13 protein-coding genes are annotated in these 16,092 nt (G+C 68.1%); 12 read left to right on the top strand and 1 reads right to left on the bottom strand.

Going from position 1 to position 16,092, the window contains the following annotated elements; all coding sequences use genetic code 11:
• Window positions 1-21: 21 nt before the first annotated feature.
• Window positions 22-885 carry a glycoside hydrolase family 16 protein gene (locus HMPREF2883_RS12945; RefSeq protein ID WP_070663014.1) on the bottom strand — a complete coding sequence of 288 codons (864 nt, stop codon included), beginning with the start codon at window positions 883-885 and terminating at the stop codon, window positions 22-24.
• Window positions 886-1,276: 391 nt separating this feature from the next.
• Between HMPREF2883_RS12945 and pyrR the strand changes: the two genes are divergently transcribed.
• The 12 genes from pyrR (at window position 1,277) to HMPREF2883_RS12885 (ending at window position 16,077) form a co-directional block, all read left to right on the top strand.
• Window positions 1,277-1,945, top strand: a complete 669-nt coding sequence (pyrR, locus tag HMPREF2883_RS12940; RefSeq protein ID WP_070663013.1) for a bifunctional pyr operon transcriptional regulator/uracil phosphoribosyltransferase PyrR — start codon at window positions 1,277-1,279, stop codon at window positions 1,943-1,945.
• The gene (locus tag HMPREF2883_RS12935; protein ID WP_070663012.1) at window positions 1,942-2,931 is read left to right on the top strand and encodes an aspartate carbamoyltransferase catalytic subunit; all 990 of its coding nucleotides are present in this window, start codon (window positions 1,942-1,944) and stop codon (window positions 2,929-2,931) included. The genes pyrR and HMPREF2883_RS12935 overlap by 4 nt, the downstream gene beginning before the upstream one ends.
• Window positions 2,928-4,250 (top strand): dihydroorotase, encoded by a 1,323-nt coding sequence (locus HMPREF2883_RS12930; protein WP_070663011.1) that lies wholly within the window; start codon window positions 2,928-2,930, stop codon window positions 4,248-4,250. Before HMPREF2883_RS12935 ends, HMPREF2883_RS12930 begins: the two co-directional genes overlap by 4 nt.
• On the top strand, window positions 4,243-5,466 hold the full coding sequence (gene carA / locus HMPREF2883_RS12925) for a glutamine-hydrolyzing carbamoyl-phosphate synthase small subunit (RefSeq protein ID WP_070663010.1): 1,224 nt from the start codon (window positions 4,243-4,245) through the stop codon (window positions 5,464-5,466). Before HMPREF2883_RS12930 ends, carA begins: the two co-directional genes overlap by 8 nt.
• A gap of 1 nt (window position 5,467) precedes the next feature.
• Window positions 5,468-8,827 (top strand): carbamoyl-phosphate synthase large subunit, encoded by a 3,360-nt coding sequence (carB, locus tag HMPREF2883_RS12920; RefSeq protein ID WP_070663009.1) that lies wholly within the window; start codon window positions 5,468-5,470, stop codon window positions 8,825-8,827.
• Window positions 8,824-9,708, top strand: a complete 885-nt coding sequence (pyrF, locus tag HMPREF2883_RS12915; RefSeq protein ID WP_070663008.1) for an orotidine-5'-phosphate decarboxylase — start codon at window positions 8,824-8,826, stop codon at window positions 9,706-9,708. Before carB ends, pyrF begins: the two co-directional genes overlap by 4 nt.
• 150 nt (window positions 9,709-9,858) lie before the next feature.
• Window positions 9,859-10,170, top strand: a complete 312-nt coding sequence (gene mihF, locus HMPREF2883_RS12910; RefSeq protein ID WP_070663007.1) for an integration host factor, actinobacterial type — start codon at window positions 9,859-9,861, stop codon at window positions 10,168-10,170.
• 57 nt (window positions 10,171-10,227) lie between these two features.
• Complete coding sequence (gene gmk, locus HMPREF2883_RS12905; RefSeq protein ID WP_070663006.1) at window positions 10,228-10,821, top strand: guanylate kinase; 594 nt, start codon at window positions 10,228-10,230, stop codon at window positions 10,819-10,821.
• 45 nt (window positions 10,822-10,866) lie between these two features.
• The gene (rpoZ, locus tag HMPREF2883_RS12900) at window positions 10,867-11,265 is read left to right on the top strand and encodes a DNA-directed RNA polymerase subunit omega (protein WP_070663105.1); all 399 of its coding nucleotides are present in this window, start codon (window positions 10,867-10,869) and stop codon (window positions 11,263-11,265) included.
• A 12-nt stretch (window positions 11,266-11,277) separates the two neighbouring features.
• The gene (gene coaBC, locus HMPREF2883_RS12895; RefSeq protein WP_070663005.1) at window positions 11,278-12,615 is read left to right on the top strand and encodes a bifunctional phosphopantothenoylcysteine decarboxylase/phosphopantothenate--cysteine ligase CoaBC; all 1,338 of its coding nucleotides are present in this window, start codon (window positions 11,278-11,280) and stop codon (window positions 12,613-12,615) included.
• 69 nt (window positions 12,616-12,684) lie between these two features.
• Window positions 12,685-13,890, top strand: coding sequence for a methionine adenosyltransferase (metK, locus tag HMPREF2883_RS12890; protein ID WP_070663004.1), 1,206 nt, complete (start codon window positions 12,685-12,687; stop codon window positions 13,888-13,890).
• Window positions 13,891-13,929: 39 nt separating this feature from the next.
• Window positions 13,930-16,077, top strand: coding sequence for a primosomal protein N' family DNA-binding protein (locus tag HMPREF2883_RS12885; RefSeq protein ID WP_081384528.1), 2,148 nt, complete (start codon window positions 13,930-13,932; stop codon window positions 16,075-16,077).
• The last annotated feature ends 15 nt before the right edge of the window (window positions 16,078-16,092 follow it).

Here is a 16,092-nt window from a genome sequence, read left to right as displayed (position 1 = left end):
GCTGAGGAGGGGCTGCGTCAACTAGTCATCCATGGCCCGTACGACGATGTAGTCAATATCCACCTGGGCCTGCGTGAAGCCCTCATGCTTGAGCCGCCCCCGGTGGATGCTTCCGCTGTGCGTGGTCAGGCAGATGTGGTAAGCGGCGTCGTCACCGAAGCAGTCATCAAAATCCTGCTCCGATGCTGAACGTGAGACCTCGTGGTAGGGCTGACCGTCGAAGAGGAAGAGAATGCTCTCGGGGGTCTTCTCCATCCCGTAGGTGTGCCACTGGGTGAGATCGGGCCGCGGCGAGACCCCAAGGTTGCTTCCTGTACCCCCCGCCTGGCCGTAGTGCACAGTTGACTCGGCGATGCCGGTGGCGCTGCCGCCGCCGTAGGTCTCCACGACATCGATCTCGCCGCCGTTGTCATTGTCGTCCGCCCGCAACCAGATGCCTGCGAAGAGACCCTCAGCCGACTGGGGGAAACGCGCCCTGGTCTCCAAGGAGCCATAGACGAAGGAGAACAGCCCCTGCGTGGTGACGAAGGCTTGGTTGACGTAGCGCAGGGTCGGCTCCTTGTCGAAGCGGTTCTGGAAACCCTTGAGGGGAGTGGCGCGCTTGCGCCACAGGACGTGCCCGACACCGTTGCTGACGCTGTGGGTGTCATGCGTGAACACCCCCCAGTCGTAGCTGGCGCAGGACTCGGGCTCCGAGCGGTTGTCCCGCCACCGTGACGGGGAGAAATCCGTCCCGTCAGAGAACTGCTCATTGAAGATGACGCTGCTGAAGTCGTAGGAGGACTCCGCCGCCGCTGCCGGCGAGGGGGAGACGAGACCGGCGGCGGCCAGTCCTGCCCCGGCACTGAGGCCGGTGATGATCAAACGTCGAGTAGGGAGTGTCATGAGGGCATTCCTTGCTTGAGAAGAAGTCGCTGACGCAGCAGCAACACCGGATCTTGCCTGCTCTGCGACATCGTTCAGCTCTCAATCGGGCTCAGATGGATCCGGCACTCACTTCTCAAGCTCTCGACATGTTGTGACGATCTCGCAGTCAGCGTCTGACGACGCCTGAGCATTGGGCTAAGACTAAACATTGTTACGGACAGTTTGTAGATGCGAAACACGTCCTGTTGCGATCGTCGTCAGGTGCTGAGCCGTTCCGCAGCCGTTGGCGTGACCTTCGTCTCCGAAGGTCGTGCTGTGTGGGCGAGCACAACCCGCCGGAGGTGACGTACACTCGGTAGTGACCAACATCCTTTAAGTCCGTCCAGAGAGGCGGGGAAGGAGGCCTGAAATGGCCGAAAGTTTGTCAGGCGCCTTGAGCGCACCGATCCAGGGCAAGGAGATCCTCGGACCTCCCGATATAGCCCGCTCCCTGTTCCGTATCGCGCACGAGATCCTGGAGCGCAACCACGGGACTCAGGACATCGTCGTCCTCGGGATCCCCAGCGGGGGAGCACCACTCGCGCACAGACTCGTCGACGCACTCGCCGTCGCCTCGGGCGAAGGCACGCAGTGGTCCGAGCAGACGGGGCAGGCGCAGGCCGCCGCCAAGGTCCCGGTCGGCACCTTGGACATCACCATGTACCGCGATGACCTGGGACGCCACCCCATCCGAGTTCCCCGTCCCACTGAGATCCCCCAGGGCGGCATTGACGGCAAGGTCGTCATCCTCGTCGACGACGTCCTCTACTCCGGGCGCACCATCCGAGCCGCCCTCGACGCCCTGGGCGCCGTCGGCCGCCCCCGGGCCGTGCAGCTGGCCACGCTCGTGGACCGCGGCCACCGGGAGCTACCCATCCGAGCCGACTACGTGGGTAAGAACCTGCCGACCTCCCGCACCGAGAAGGTCGTGGTCTCCCTGACCGAGCTCGGCGCCTCCACCGACGCCGTCACCATCGTCCCCGCAGACGTCCCCACTGAGCGTTCGAGCGAGCGCAGCAACCAGGAGGCCACCCGATGAAGCACCTGCTCTCCGCCAAGGACCTGACCCACGACGAGGCGGTCATGGTCCTGGACACCGCCGAGGCGATGGCCGCCACCCAGCGTCATGCGGTCAAGAAGCTCCCGACGCTGCGCGGCAAGACCGTGGTGAACCTCTTCTTCGAGGACTCCACCCGAACCAGGCTCTCCTTCGAGGCCGCTGCCAAGCGCCTGAGCGCCGACGTCATCAACTTCTCGGCCAAGGGCTCCTCACTGTCCAAGGGCGAGTCCCTCAAGGACACCGCCCAGACGATCATGGCCATGGGGGCGGACGCCGTCGTCGTGCGCCACTCCGCCTGCGGCGCTGCGCACCTGCTGGCCCACGCCGGCTGGATCAACGTGCCGGTCCTCAACGCGGGGGACGGCACCCATCAGCACCCCACCCAGGCCCTCCTGGACGCCATGACGCTGCGGCGCTGGTACGTTCCCGGAGCGCCCGCCACAGCGGACGGCAGCCCCTGCCCGCAGGGGCGCGACCTGGAGGGCGCCCGCCTCATCATCGTCGGTGACGTCCTGCACTCCCGGGTGGCCCGTTCCAACGTGGACCTCATGACGGCGCTCGGCGCCAAGGTCACGCTCGTCGCACCTCCCACGCTGCTGCCGGTGGGCATGGACGACTGGCCCTGCGAGGTCTCCTACAACCTCGATGAGGCGATCGAGGAGATTCAGCCCGACGCCGTCATGATGCTGCGCATCCAGCGCGAGCGCATGAGTGCCGCCGGAGGGGGCTTCTTCCCGAGTCCTGCTGAGTACTCCAGCGTCTACGGCCTCACCTCCGCCCGTCGCCGGGCCATGCCGGAGCACGCGATCGTCATGCACCCCGGCCCCATGAACCGCGGCCTCGAGATCACCGCCGAGGCCGCCGACGACCCCCGCTCGCGCATCATCGAGCAGGTCGGCAACGGAGTCTCCGTTCGTATGGCCGCTCTCTACCTCCTCCTCGCTGACGAAGGGAACCAGCTGTGACCTCCCACCTCCTGACCGGTGTCCGCCCCTACGGCGAGGACCCCACTGACATTCTCATCACCGACGGCACCATCACCGCCATCGGTCCTGACGCGGCGGCGAAGGCCCCGGCCGATGTCCAGCGCCATGACCTGGACGGCCTCGTCGCCCTGCCCGGGCTCGTCGATATCCACACTCACCTGCGCGAACCCGGAGGAGAGTCCGCCGAGACCATCTACTCCGGCACCCGCGCCGCAGCCGTCGGCGGCTACACCGCCGTCTTCGCGATGGCCAACACCACGCCCGTCCAGGACAACGCCGGTGTCGTGGAGCAGGTGCTGCGCCTGGGCCGTGAGGCCGGCTGGGTGGACGTCCAGCCGGTGGGCGCGGTCTCAGCGGGACTGGCCGGCGAGCACCTGTCCGACATGGGCGCCATGGCGACCTCCGCCGCCCGAGTGCGCGTCTTCTCCGACGACGGCAAGTGCGTCTCCGACCCCGTCCTCATGCGCCGGGCCCTGGAGTACGTCAAGTCCTTCGACGGCGTCATCGCCCAGCACGCTCAGGACCCCCGCCTCACCGAGGGCTCCCAGATGCATGAGGGCGTCGTCTCCGCCGAGCTGGGCCTGCGCGGCTGGCCGGCGGTGGCCGAGGAGTCGATCATTGCCCGCGACGTCCTGCTGGCCGAGCACGTGGGCTCGCGTCTGCACGTGTGTCACCTGTCCACTGCGGGCAGCGTCGGCATCATCCGCTGGGCCAAGTCCCGCGGCATCAATGTCACCGCCGAGGTCACACCGCACCACCTCCTGCTGACCGACGAGATGGCCCGCACCTACTCCCCGCTGTACAAGGTCAACCCCCCGCTGCGCACCGCTGAGGACGTCGAGGCGGTTCGCGAGGCCCTGGCCGATGGCACCATCGACGTCGTCGGTACGGACCACGCCCCGCACCCGCTGGAGGACAAGGACTGCGAGTGGCAGGCCGGTGCCTTCGGCATGACGGGCCTGGAGACGGCTCTGAGCGTCCTGATCGAGACGATGGTCAGCACCGGTCGCATGACCTGGCGCGACATCGCCCGGGCCATGTCCTCGACCCCAGCCCGCATCGGCCGTCTGAGCGACCAGGGTTGCGAGCTCGAAGTCGGGGCCCCGGCCAACATCACGGTGGTGGACCCCGAGGTGCGCCGCACTGTCGACGCCTCCGCCCAGTGGACCAGCTCCACCAACACCCCCTACGCGGGCATGGAGCTCCCGGGACAGGTCATGGCCACCTTCCTCCACGGCCGCCCCACCGTCCTGGACGGGGCTCCCGTTGAGGCTCCGGTCGGTTCAGCTCATGTCTGAGTCGGGTCACCGCCCAGCCGCCCTCCTCGTGCTGGAGGACGGCTGGGCCCTGCGGGGCCGCAGCTACGGGGCTCAAGGGCGCACCATCGGAGAGATCGTCTTCTCCACCGGAATGACGGGATACCAGGAAACACTCACCGACCCCTCCTACCACCGCCAGATTGTGGTGCAGACCGCGCCACACATCGGTAACACCGGGGTCAACGACGAGGATGCCGAGTCGGACCGTATCTGGGTGGCCGGCTACGTCGTACGCGAACCTGCTCGACGAGCTTCCAGCTGGCGCTCCCGCCGCGAGCTGGAGGACGACCTGCGTGACGCCGGCATTGTCGGCCTCTGCGAGGTCGACACCCGGGCCCTGACCCGGCATCTGCGTGAGGCAGGCGCCATGCGCGGCGGCATCTTCTCCGGTCAGGCCCTGCCGTCTGGCGCTACCGACCCCGGTGGCCCCAGTCAGGCCTGCATCGACATCTGCCTGGAGGCCGTGCGCAGTGAGCCGCCCATGAGCGGCCGTGCCCTGGCCGCCGAGGTGACCACTCCCTCCGGCTACATCGTCGAGCCCACCGGACCGGCCGAGGGGCACAAGCCGGTCGCGGTGCTGGCCGCCATCGACCTGGGCATCAAGTCCCGCACCCCGTGGCAGTTCGCTGAGCGCGGCGTACGTGTCCACGTCCTGCCTCAGTCCACGACTCTCTCCGAGCTCCTCGCCCTCAGGCCTGATGGTGTCCTGTTCTCCAACGGCCCCGGTGACCCGGGAAGTGCCGACGCCGAGATCAGTCTCCTGCGCGGCGTACTCGACGCGCGCATCCCCTTCTTCGGCATCTGCCTGGGCAACCAGCTCCTGGGACGTGCCCTGGGCTACGGCACCTACAAGCTCGCCTACGGGCACCGTGGTGTCAACCAGCCCGTTGTGGACCGCGCCACCGGCAAGGTGGAGATCACGGCCCACAACCATGGCTTCGCCGTCGACGCACCCGTCGACGAGCCCTCCATAGCTCCCTTCGACAACGGCCGCTACGGTCGGGTGGAGGTCTCCCACCTGGGACTCAACGACGGCGTCGTCGAGGGGCTACGGGCGCTGGACCTGCCAGCCTTCTCCGTCCAGTACCACCCCGAGGCCGCTGCCGGCCCCCACGACGCCGAGCACCTCTTCGACCAATTCATCCGCCTCATGCGGGAGCACCGCCGGGGCCAGGACCGCGAGGACAAGAACTGACATGCCTGCTCGTCCTGATATCACCTCCGTCCTGGTCATCGGATCGGGACCCATCGTCATCGGGCAGGCCTGCGAGTTCGATTACTCCGGCACCCAGGCCTGCCGCGTCCTGCGCGCCGAGGGAATCCGCGTCATCCTGGTCAACTCCAACCCGGCCACGATCATGACCGACCCCGACGTCGCCGACGCCACCTACATCGAGCCGATCACCCCCGAGGTGCTCACCACCATCATCGCCAAGGAACGGCCCGACGCCCTCCTGCCCACCCTGGGCGGGCAGACCGCCCTCAACGCCGCCATGAGCCTGGTCGAGCGCGGCGTGCTCGATGAGTACGACGTCGAGCTCATCGGCGCCTCCGCCGCGGCCATCAACGCCGGGGAGGACCGTGACGAGTTCAAGGACGTCGTCGAGCGCTGCGGCGCCGAGGTCGCCCGCAGCGTCATCGCCCACACCATGGATGAGTGCCGCGCGGGGGTCGAAGCCCTGGGCGGCTACCCGGTCGTCGTACGCCCCTCCTTCACAATGGGCGGCCTGGGCAGCGGCGTCGCCTTCAATGACGCGGACCTGCATCGCATCGCCGGGGCAGGTCTGGCGGCCTCCCGCACCACCGAGGTCCTCCTGGAGGAGTCGATCATCGGCTGGAAGGAGTACGAGCTCGAGCTCATGCGCGACACCGCCGACAACGTGGTGGTCGTGTGCTCCATCGAGAACGTTGACCCCGTGGGAGTGCACACCGGCGACTCCATCACCGTGGCCCCCGCCCTGACCCTCACCGACCGCGAGCTCCAGCGGCTGCGGGACATCGGCATCGCCGTCATCCGGGAGGTCGGGGTCGATACCGGCGGCTGCAACATCCAGTTCGCCGTCGACCCGGCCACCGGCAGGATCATCGTCATCGAGATGAACCCGCGCGTCTCGAGGTCCTCAGCCCTGGCATCCAAGGCCACCGGCTTCCCGATCGCCAAGATCGCCGCACGCCTGGCCGTGGGGTACACGCTCGACGAGATCCCCAACGACATCACCGGCTCCACCCCGGCCTCCTTCGAGCCGACCCTGGACTACGTAGTCGTCAAGGTCCCGCGCTTCGCCTTCGAGAAGTTCCGGGGCGCCGACCCCAGGCTCACCACCACCATGAAGTCGGTGGGCGAGGCCATGGCGATCGGCCGCTCCTACACCGAGGCCCTCCAGAAGGCCTTGCGCTCCCTGGACAAGAAGGGAACCGTCTTCCACTGGGACGGACCGGCCCCCAACCAGCAGCAGACCGCCGAGCTGCTGGAGTCCATCACCGTGCCCACCGAGCACCGGCTGGTTGACCTCCAGCAGGCCGTACGCGGCGGAGCCACGATTGCTCAGCTTCACGAGGCCACCCGCATCGACCCCTGGTTCCTGGACCAGATGCTGCTTCTTGAGGAGGTGGCCCAGGAGGTCAAGGGCGCATCGGCGCTCACTCCGGAAGTCCTGGCCCAGGCCAAGCGCCACGGCTTCTCCGACGTCCAGGTCGCCGCCCTGCGCGGCATCAGCGAGAACACGGTACGAGAGGTCCGCCATGCCTTCGGCCTGCGGCCCGTCTACAAGACCGTGGACACCTGCGCCGCCGAGTTCGCCTCACGCACCCCCTACCTCTACTCCAGCTATGACCTGGAGACCGAGGTGGCATCCCGCGAGCGTGAGGCCGTCATCATCCTGGGCTCGGGACCCAACCGGATCGGCCAGGGCATCGAGTTCGACTACTCGTGTGTTCACGCCGCGATGGCGCTGTCCGATCGCTACGAGACCGTCATGGTCAACTGCAACCCCGAGACCGTCTCCACCGACTATGACATCTCCGACCGGCTCTACTTCGAGCCCCTGACCTTCGAGGACGTCATCGAGATCTACGAGGCTGAGCTGGCGGCCGGCCCCGTGGCCGGTGTCATTGTCCAGCTCGGTGGCCAGACACCGCTGTCTCTGGCGGCCAGGCTGGCCGAGGCCGGGGTGCCGATTCTGGGGACAAGCCCCGAGGCGATCGACGCCGCCGAGGACCGCGAGGCCTTCGGCGTCGTTCTGCAGCGCGCCGACCTGCCCGCACCGGCGCACGGCACCGCTCTGAGCGACGAGCAGGCGCGTTCGGTCGCCCAGGGCATTGGCTATCCGGTCCTGGTGCGCCCCAGCTACGTGCTCGGCGGCCGCGGTATGGAGATCGTCTACGACGCCCAGGGACTCGACGACTATCTCCAGCGCGCCGGTCTTGAGCCCGGAGGCGTCTATGGGACCGGGCCGCTGCTCATCGACCGTTTTCTCGACGACGCCATCGAGATCGATGTCGACGCCCTGTACGACGGCAGCGAGCTGTTCCTCGGCGGGGTCATGGAGCACATCGAGGAGGCCGGTATCCACTCCGGTGACTCTGCCTGCGTCATGCCGCCCATGACCCTGTCCGACACGGAGATCGCTCGCATCCGACGCTCCACTGAGGCGATCGCCAGAGGGGTGGGCGTGCGAGGGCTGCTCAACATCCAGTTCGCCCTGGTCTCCGATGTTCTCTACGTCATCGAGGCCAACCCCAGGGCATCGCGCACAGTCCCCTTCGTCTCGAAGGCATCCGGCGTGCAGCTCGCCAAAGCGGCGGCCCTCATCATGACAGGGGAGACGATCGCCTCGCTCAGGCGCTCCGGCCACCTGCCCGAGGCCGACGCCGCCGTCACCGATCCCGATGACCCGATCGCCGTCAAGGAGGCGGTCCTACCCTTCAAACGATTCCGCACCACCGAGGGGCGCGTGGTCGACACGATCCTGGGACCGGAGATGCGTTCCACTGGAGAGGTCATGGGCTACGACGTCGACTTCCCCCGAGCCTTCGCCAAGTCCCAGGCCGGTGCCTACGGTGGCCTACCAGGAGAGGGCACGCTGTTCGTCTCGGTAGCCGACAGGGACAAGCGAGCCATCATCCTGCCGGTGGCCCGGCTCGCAGAGCTGGGCTTCACGGTCCTGGCCACCACCGGGACCGCACAGGTACTGCGCCGCAACGGGATTGACGCCATGGCGGTACGCAAGATCAGTCAGGGGGTTGGTGCCCACGGCGAGCAGACGATCGCCGGACTCATCGAGTCCGGAGCCATCGACATGGTTGTCAACACTCCCAAGGGCCAGGGAGCCCGTGCCGACGGGTACTCCATCCGCGCGGCCACCACCGGCGCCGACCGTCCCATCATCACCACCGTCCAACAGCTCCAGGCGGCGGTCCAGGCCCTCGAGGCCCAGCTGCGCGGTCCCTTCCAGGTTCGCAGCCTCCAGGAGCACATCGCCGCCCGCCGATCCCGACGAGGCTCGGCTCCCGAGACCCACCCCGTCGCCCCTGTTGAAGACAAGGAGACTCGATGAGTCCCGCAGCCTCTTACCAGCCCAGTCGTACCAGACGCCCCTTCGGCTCCCGTCTGGCCGACGCCATGGATGACCACGGCCCCCTGTGCGTCGGCATCGACCCTCACCCGAACCTGCTCGACGCCTGGGGGCTGGCCGACTCGGCCGCGGGACTGCGGGACTTCGCCCTGCGCACCATTGACGCGGTCGGAGGACACGTGGCCGCCGTCAAGCCGCAGTCCGCCTTCTTCGAGCGTCACGGCAGCGCCGGCATCGCGGTCCTTGAGGAGACCCTGGCGGCCCTACGCGACGTCGGCACCCTGTCCGTTCTCGACGTCAAGCGCGGGGACATCGGTTCCACCATGGCCGGCTACGCCCAGGCCTACCTGTCCGACGGCGCTCCTCTGGCCGCAGACTCCATCACCGTCTCGCCCTACCTGGGCTACGGGTCCCTCACTCCTGCGCTCAACCTCGCCGAGGCCAGCGGTCGGGGCGTCTTCGTCCTGGCCCTGACCTCCAATCCGGAAGGAGCCGGGGTCCAGCACGCCGTCAACGGCGACCAGGCCGTGGCCGCCGGCATCGTGGAAGGCGTGACCGCGTCCAACGCACAGGCCAGTGGTGAGGGCCGGCTCGGCTGCATCGGGCTGGTCATCGGAGCCACCATCGGCGGGGCCGTCTCCGACCTGGGAATCGACCTGCAGCGCGCCAACGGTCCGTTGCTGGCGCCCGGGGTCGGTGCCCAGGGAGCAGGGCCCGCCGAGCTGGAAGCCGTTTTCGGGGCGGCGCGCCGTCAGGTCCTGGCCTCCACCTCACGCGGGGTTCTCAAGGCGGGCCCCTCCATTGAGGCACTGCGAAAAGCCGCGTCGGCGTCTTCCTACGAGGCTGCAACAGCCCTTCGCTGAGCCTCACGGTGCTGTAGTCCGTCCCGGGTTCGGGGTGTGTGGAAGCACGAAGTAGGTTGTGGAATATGGGCTCCTGCGAATGCGAGTGCACCTGACCCGACTTATGCTCGTGGTGCGGGTCACTGGTATACGACCGGGAGGAGACACACCATGACGCTTCCAACGCTGACACCCGAGCAAAGGGCTCAGGCACTGGAGAAGGCGGCCGCTGCGCGATCGCAGCGCGCCCGTATCAAGTCCGAGCTCAAGAGCGGGGAGCTCAAGCTCTCCGAGTTCTTCACCGCCTCAGAGACAGATGATGTCCTGGGCAAGATGAAGGTCAGGGCACTGCTCGTCTCACTGCCACGTGTGGGGACCACAACAGCTGACGCCATCCTTGCCGATGTGCATATCGCCGAGTCCCGGCGGGTACGCGGACTGGGGGCGAATCAGAGGGCGGCGCTGGTGGAGCGCTTCGGTTAGGCCATCCACTCGGACGCAGGGTCGTGCCGGCAGGCCCCGATAGACCATGATGTGGCCATGACCGACGTTGCTGCCACAGACCCCTCCGTTCCTGCTCTCGCCCGCCTCACCGTTCTGGCCGGCCCCACCGCGGTGGGCAAGGGCACTGTTGTCGCGGAGCTGCGCAGACGCCATCCCAGCCTGTTCGTCTCGATCTCGGCCACCACCCGTCAACCCCGTCCCGGTGAGGTCGACGGCGTGCACTACCACTTCGTCAGCGACGAGGACTTCGACTCGCTCGTCGCCAGCGGCCAGATGCTGGAGTGGGCCCTGGTCCACGGCGTGCATCGCTACGGCACTCCCCGCGGCCCGGTTCAGGATCGGCTCAATGCCGGATGTCCTGCGCTGTTGGAGATCGACCTGGCCGGCGCCCGACAGGTGCGCCGGGCGATGCCTGAGGCCCGCCTCGTCTTCCTCGCGCCACCGAGCTGGGACGAGCTCGTCCGCAGGCTCATCGGACGCGGTACCGAAGATGCCCAGGAGCGGGAACGGCGCCTGACCACGGCACGCACCGAGCTGGACGCGGCCGGCGAATTCGACCACGTCGTCATCAATGACACCGTGGCGAGCGCCACCGCGGAACTGGAAAGACTCATGGGATTGAGCAGTTAGAATAACGTGGCTCTGAACTATCGAGATTGAACCGGAGGCATGCACATGCTCGGAACCTCTCCCCAGCCCGAGGGCATCACCAACCCGCCGATCGACGACCTTCTGGAGAAGGTCGACTCCAAGTACGGGCTCGTGGTGGAGGCCGCCAAGCGCGCCCGCCAGATCAACACCTACACCCAGCAGCTCGAGGACAACCAGTTCGAGTTCTTCGGTCCGCTGGTCGACTCCGAGGTCGGTGAGAAGTCTTTGAGCATCGCTCTGCGTGAGATCGCCGAGGACAAGCTCGAGGTCATTCCCGGGGACGTGGCCCGCGCCCGCCGCGCCGAGGCCGAGGAGGCCCGTCGGGCCGCCGAGGCCGACATGTTCAGCGATATCTCGCTGGATTCTCCGGTCTCCCTTGAGGATGGTGAGACTCCCACCAGCCTCGACGACATCCAGTTCTGAGCCGGGCTCGCCATGGACGAGCCGTACACTGCTGCGAGTCAACGCGCCGTGACCGCCTTCGAGCGGCCACGGCGCGTCGTTGTCGGCGTGGCCGGGTCGATCGCCGCCTACAAGGCCCCCTTTGTCGTTCGACTGCTGCGTCAGGCCGGGCACGAGGTCAAGGTGGTGGCCACCGAGTCGGCGCTGAGGTTCATCGGCGCTCCGGCGCTTGCGGCGGTCAGCGGCCGGACGGTATCCACCGGGGTCTTCGACGACCCGGCTGCGGTCGAGCACGTGGCCGTGGCCGAGTGGGCCGAGCTTGTCGTGGTCGCTCCGGCCTCGGCGGACCTGCTGGCGCGGGTGCGGGCAGGACGGGCCGATGACATGCTCACCGCGACGATACTGACCTGCCAGGCCCCCATCGTCCTGGCGCCGGCGATGCACACCCAGATGTGGGTCAACCCCGCCACCCAGGAGAACGTGGCCGTGCTGCGCGAGCGCGGTCTGACGGTTATCGAACCGGACAGTGGGCGCCTGACCGGCAAGGACTCCGGTGTGGGACGGATGCCCGATCCCGAGCTGATCGTGTCGCAGGCCCTGGCTGCCCTGACACAGCCCGCCGCCGGGGGCGCGGCAGCGCAGGACGCCTCGGGGGAGGGCGACAAGCGACTGGAAGGGCGGCACCTCGTCATCTCGGCCGGCGGGACACGCGAACCCATCGATCCGGTGAGGTATCTCGGAAATCGCTCCTCAGGGCGCCAGGGCTGCGCACTGGCGGCGGCGGCCGTCGAGCAGGGAGCCCGTGTCACGCTGGTGCAGGCGCACGTGGCCTGCGACCTGCTCAACGCCCTGCCTGCGCAAGTGACCGTTGTTGCTGCCGGTACCGCCTCGGACATGCTCCGAGCCGTGCGCGAGAGCGCCCGCAACGCCGATGCCGTCATCATGGCAGCAGCTGTCGCCGACTACCGGCCCGTCACCGTGGCCGCCAGCAAACTCAAGAAGCAGGTGCCCGCCGGATCGGATCACCTCAGCGAACCGGTCATGTCCATTGAGCTCACCACCAACCCGGACATCCTGGCCGGGCTGGTGAGCGACCCGCCTCGGCCCGGCCAGATCGTCGTCGGATTCGCCGCCGAGACCGGGGACGAGAACGGTGACGTGCTCTTCCACGGCAGGGCCAAGGCCCGCCGCAAAGGGGCTCACCTTCTGGCGGTCAACGCGGTGGGGGAGGAGCTCGGCTTCGGAGACGTTCCCAATGCCGTCGTCGTTTTGGATGCCCACGGCACGGAAGTGGCGCGGGGGCAGGGCAGCAAGATGGAGGTCGCCCGTCTTCTCATCTCCCTGACCGCTGACCTGGTAGACGCGACCTGACCCCCGCCTTGCGCATTTTCGTGGGTAACGCCACGACGGATCAGTTCTTGTGGTGACTACGATGGGTAGGTGAGTTCCTCCTTGCGTCTGTTCACATCCGAGTCGGTCACCGAAGGACACCCGGACAAGATCTGCGACCGTGTCTCAGATGCGATTCTCGACGCCATCCTCGAGCAGGACCCCACCGCACGCGTCGCGGTTGAGACGATGGTGACGACCGGCCTGGTGCACGTGGCCGGCGAAGTCACCACGGAGAGGGCCTACGTCGAGATCCCCGAGATCGTTCGCCAGGAGATCTCCGCCATCGGCTACACCTCCTCAGACGTCTGCTTCGACGCCCGTTCCTGCGGTGTGTCGGTGTCGATCGGGCAGCAGTCCGCGGATATCGCGGCCGGAGTCGACAAGTCGCTTGAGGCCCGCCGGGATGACACGGATATCGATCCTCTCGACCTGCAGGGCGCAGGCGACCAGGGGCTTATGTTCGGCTACGCCTGTGACGACACCGCGGCCCTCATGCCGCTGCCCATCCATCTGGCGCATCGCCTGGCGGAACGTCTGGCCGTCGTGCGCAAGCAGGGCATCGTCCCGGGACTGCGCCCCGATGGCAAGACCCAGGTGACGATCGGCTATGACGGCCAGCGCCCGGTGAGTCTGGACAACCTGGTCATCTCCACCCAGCACGATGCGGACCGCACTCGTGCCTGGCTCACCGACGCTCTGCGCACGGAGGTCATCGAGCCGGTGCTGGCCGCCGAGGCCGAGGCCGGCACCGATCTCGACACCGCCGACACCGAGATCCTCATCAATCCTTCGGGACAGTTCATCATCGGCGGTCCGGCAGGTGACGCGGGGCTGACGGGACGCAAGATCATCGTCGACACCTACGGCGGAATGGCCCGTCACGGCGGGGGCGCCTTCTCCGGCAAGGATCCCTCGAAGGTGGACCGTTCCGCCAGCTACGCCATGCGCTGGGTCGCCAAGAACGTCGTCGCAGCGGGACTGGCCAGACGGTGTGAGATTCAGGTGGCCTACGCCATTGGCTCCGCCCACCCCGTGGGCGTCTACGTGGAGACATTCGGGACGGCAACGGTTTCTGAGGAGCGCATCATGAAGGCCGTCAACGAGGTCTTCGACCTCCGTCCGGCCGCGATCGTGCGCGACCTCGATCTGCTGCGTCCCATCTACCGTGCCACCAGCTCCTACGGCCACTTCGGGCGCCCCGGCTTCAGCTGGGAGGCCACCGACCGCGTCGAGGCGCTGCGCCAGGCTGTCTGAGTCCCCTGTACCCAGATCGGGAGACTTCCGAGGGCTTGTATGGCAACCGACTACGACGACGCTGCTTCTGCCTCCGGGCAGTCCGAGGGGCCCGGGCGTGGTCATGGGGTGAGCGGGCAGGGCGAGCTGCTGGAGCTGCCGGAGCCCGGTCCGCGCACGGTGACCGTGGCCGGAGTCCACGACCCCGTGGCCAGGGTTCTCCTGGACTCCCCAGTGCCGCACCTCGACCGCACCTTCGACTACCTGGTGCCCGCGGTGTTGGCGCAGCAGGCCCTTCCCGGCACCCGGGTCATGGTTCGATTCGGCGAGCAGGAGATGCGCGGATGGATCTGGGAGCGGGGGACCACAACAACCCATATCGGTCGGCTGACTGCTCTGCGCCGAGTGGTCTCCGACCTCCCGGTCCTTCCGGAGGGCTCACGTCGTCTCATTGAGGCCGTCGCCTCCCGCTGCTGCGGGACACGCTCCGACGTCATCCGTCTTGCGGTTCCGGCCAGGCACGCCACGACTGAGAAGGCTGAGAGGGACAAGGCTCCCCTCGACCTTCCCACCTGGGAGCCGCCGTCCTCGAGCGAGCCCAGCTGGCGCCCTTACGACGGCGGCGAGGAGTACCTGAACCGGTTGGCCCACGGCGAGGCTCCACGCGCGGTCTGGTCCGCACTGCCGGCGCAGTTGCGGCCGCCCGAAGCACGTTCGTCGCGCGACGACGGTCGGCCCGCCCCGGTGGTTGAGCCGTGGCAGGTGTGCCTGGCCCGGGCCGTCCAGGCTACTTTGGCGAGCTCTCGCAGCGCCGTCATCGTGGTGGCGACAACTCATCAGGCTGAGACCCTCGCTGCCCGGCTCAGGCGCGACCTGGAGGGGGAACCGGTGGTGGTGCTCTCGGCCGAGCATGGGCCCTCACGCCGTTATCGGGCGTTCATGGCTCTGCTGCTGGGGCGAGCCCGGGTGGTTGTTGGCACCAGGTCGGCGGCCTTCGCCCCGGTGCACCGACTCGGGCTGGCGGCAGTCTGGGACGACGGGGACAACCGGCTGGAGGAGCCTCACGCCCCCTACAGCCATACGCGCACGGTCCTCGCCCTGCGCTCGACGTTGGAGAGAGCCGGCCTGCTCATCGGAGGATTCACTCGCTCCGTGGAAGCGCAATCGCTCGTCGAACAGGGATGGTGTCAGAGCCTGGCGGCTTCCCGACACGTTGTGCGCGCCGTGGTGCCTCGCGTGGCGGCTCCTGGCCCGGCTGAGCTGGACCGGGAGGGCGCTTCCGGAGCAGCCCGCATCCCGTCACTCGCCCATCGAGCACTGCGGCGCGCCCTGCAGGACGGACCAGTGCTCGTTCAGGTGCCGCGCGCCGGGTACGTGCCGTTGGTGGCCTGTGCCCAGTGTCGCTCTGCTGCTCACTGTTCGGTCTGCGGAGGCCCGTTGGCGATGGACCAACGGGGTCGCACCTCCTGCCGCTGGTGTGCTCGTACGGTGGGGCAGTGGGACTGCCCCGAGTGCGGCGGCCATGGGCTGAGGATGGCGACGGTCGGTTCCACGCGCACGGGGGAGGAGCTGGGGCGGGCCTTTCCCGGTGTCCCCGTGGTGGTCTCAGGAGCGAGGGAGGCCCACGGCGTCGTGGACCAGGTTGACAACACGCCACGCCTCGTCGTGGCCACACCCGGAGCAGAGCCGGTGGCCGAGGACGGATACCGGGCCGTCCTGCTGCTCGACGGCGGCGCACTGTCCTCACGCCCCGACCTGGGGGCAGGAGGTGAAGCACTGCGCCAGTGGTCGAATGCAGTGGCGCTGGCGGCGCCGTCGGCCCGCGTCATTCTCCTGGGCGGCCCGGATCCGGTCGCGGCGCAGGCCCTCGTGAGATGGGACCAGGCGGGCTTCGCCCGCAGAGACCTACTGGAGCGAGCTGACCTGCACCTTCCACCCGCATGGCGAGTGGCACGCCTGGACGGCCCGGTAGGCGGTGTGGAGACCCTCCTGGCTCAGGCCGAAGCCGATGGTTTTGAGGTACTGGGTCCGGTGACCCCACCACCCGTTCGCGGCCAGGTGCCCTCCGGCATGGCCAGAGCCCTGGTGCGCGCTCCGCTGTCACGCGGCAAGGCACTTGCCACCATGCTCGGGGTAAGGCTGCGTGACCGCTCTGCCCGGCGCGAGGAGCCGGTGCGTGTTGAGCTCGATCCCACCCGTTTGTGGTGAGAAGGCCTGGAAGAA

The sequence above is a fragment of the Actinomyces sp. HMSC075C01 genome (assembly GCF_001812965.1).
In the GTDB taxonomy this organism is placed as follows: domain Bacteria; phylum Actinomycetota; class Actinomycetes; order Actinomycetales; family Actinomycetaceae; genus Actinomyces; species Actinomyces acetigenes.
This window is presented reverse-complemented; position numbering and strand designations above follow the sequence as displayed.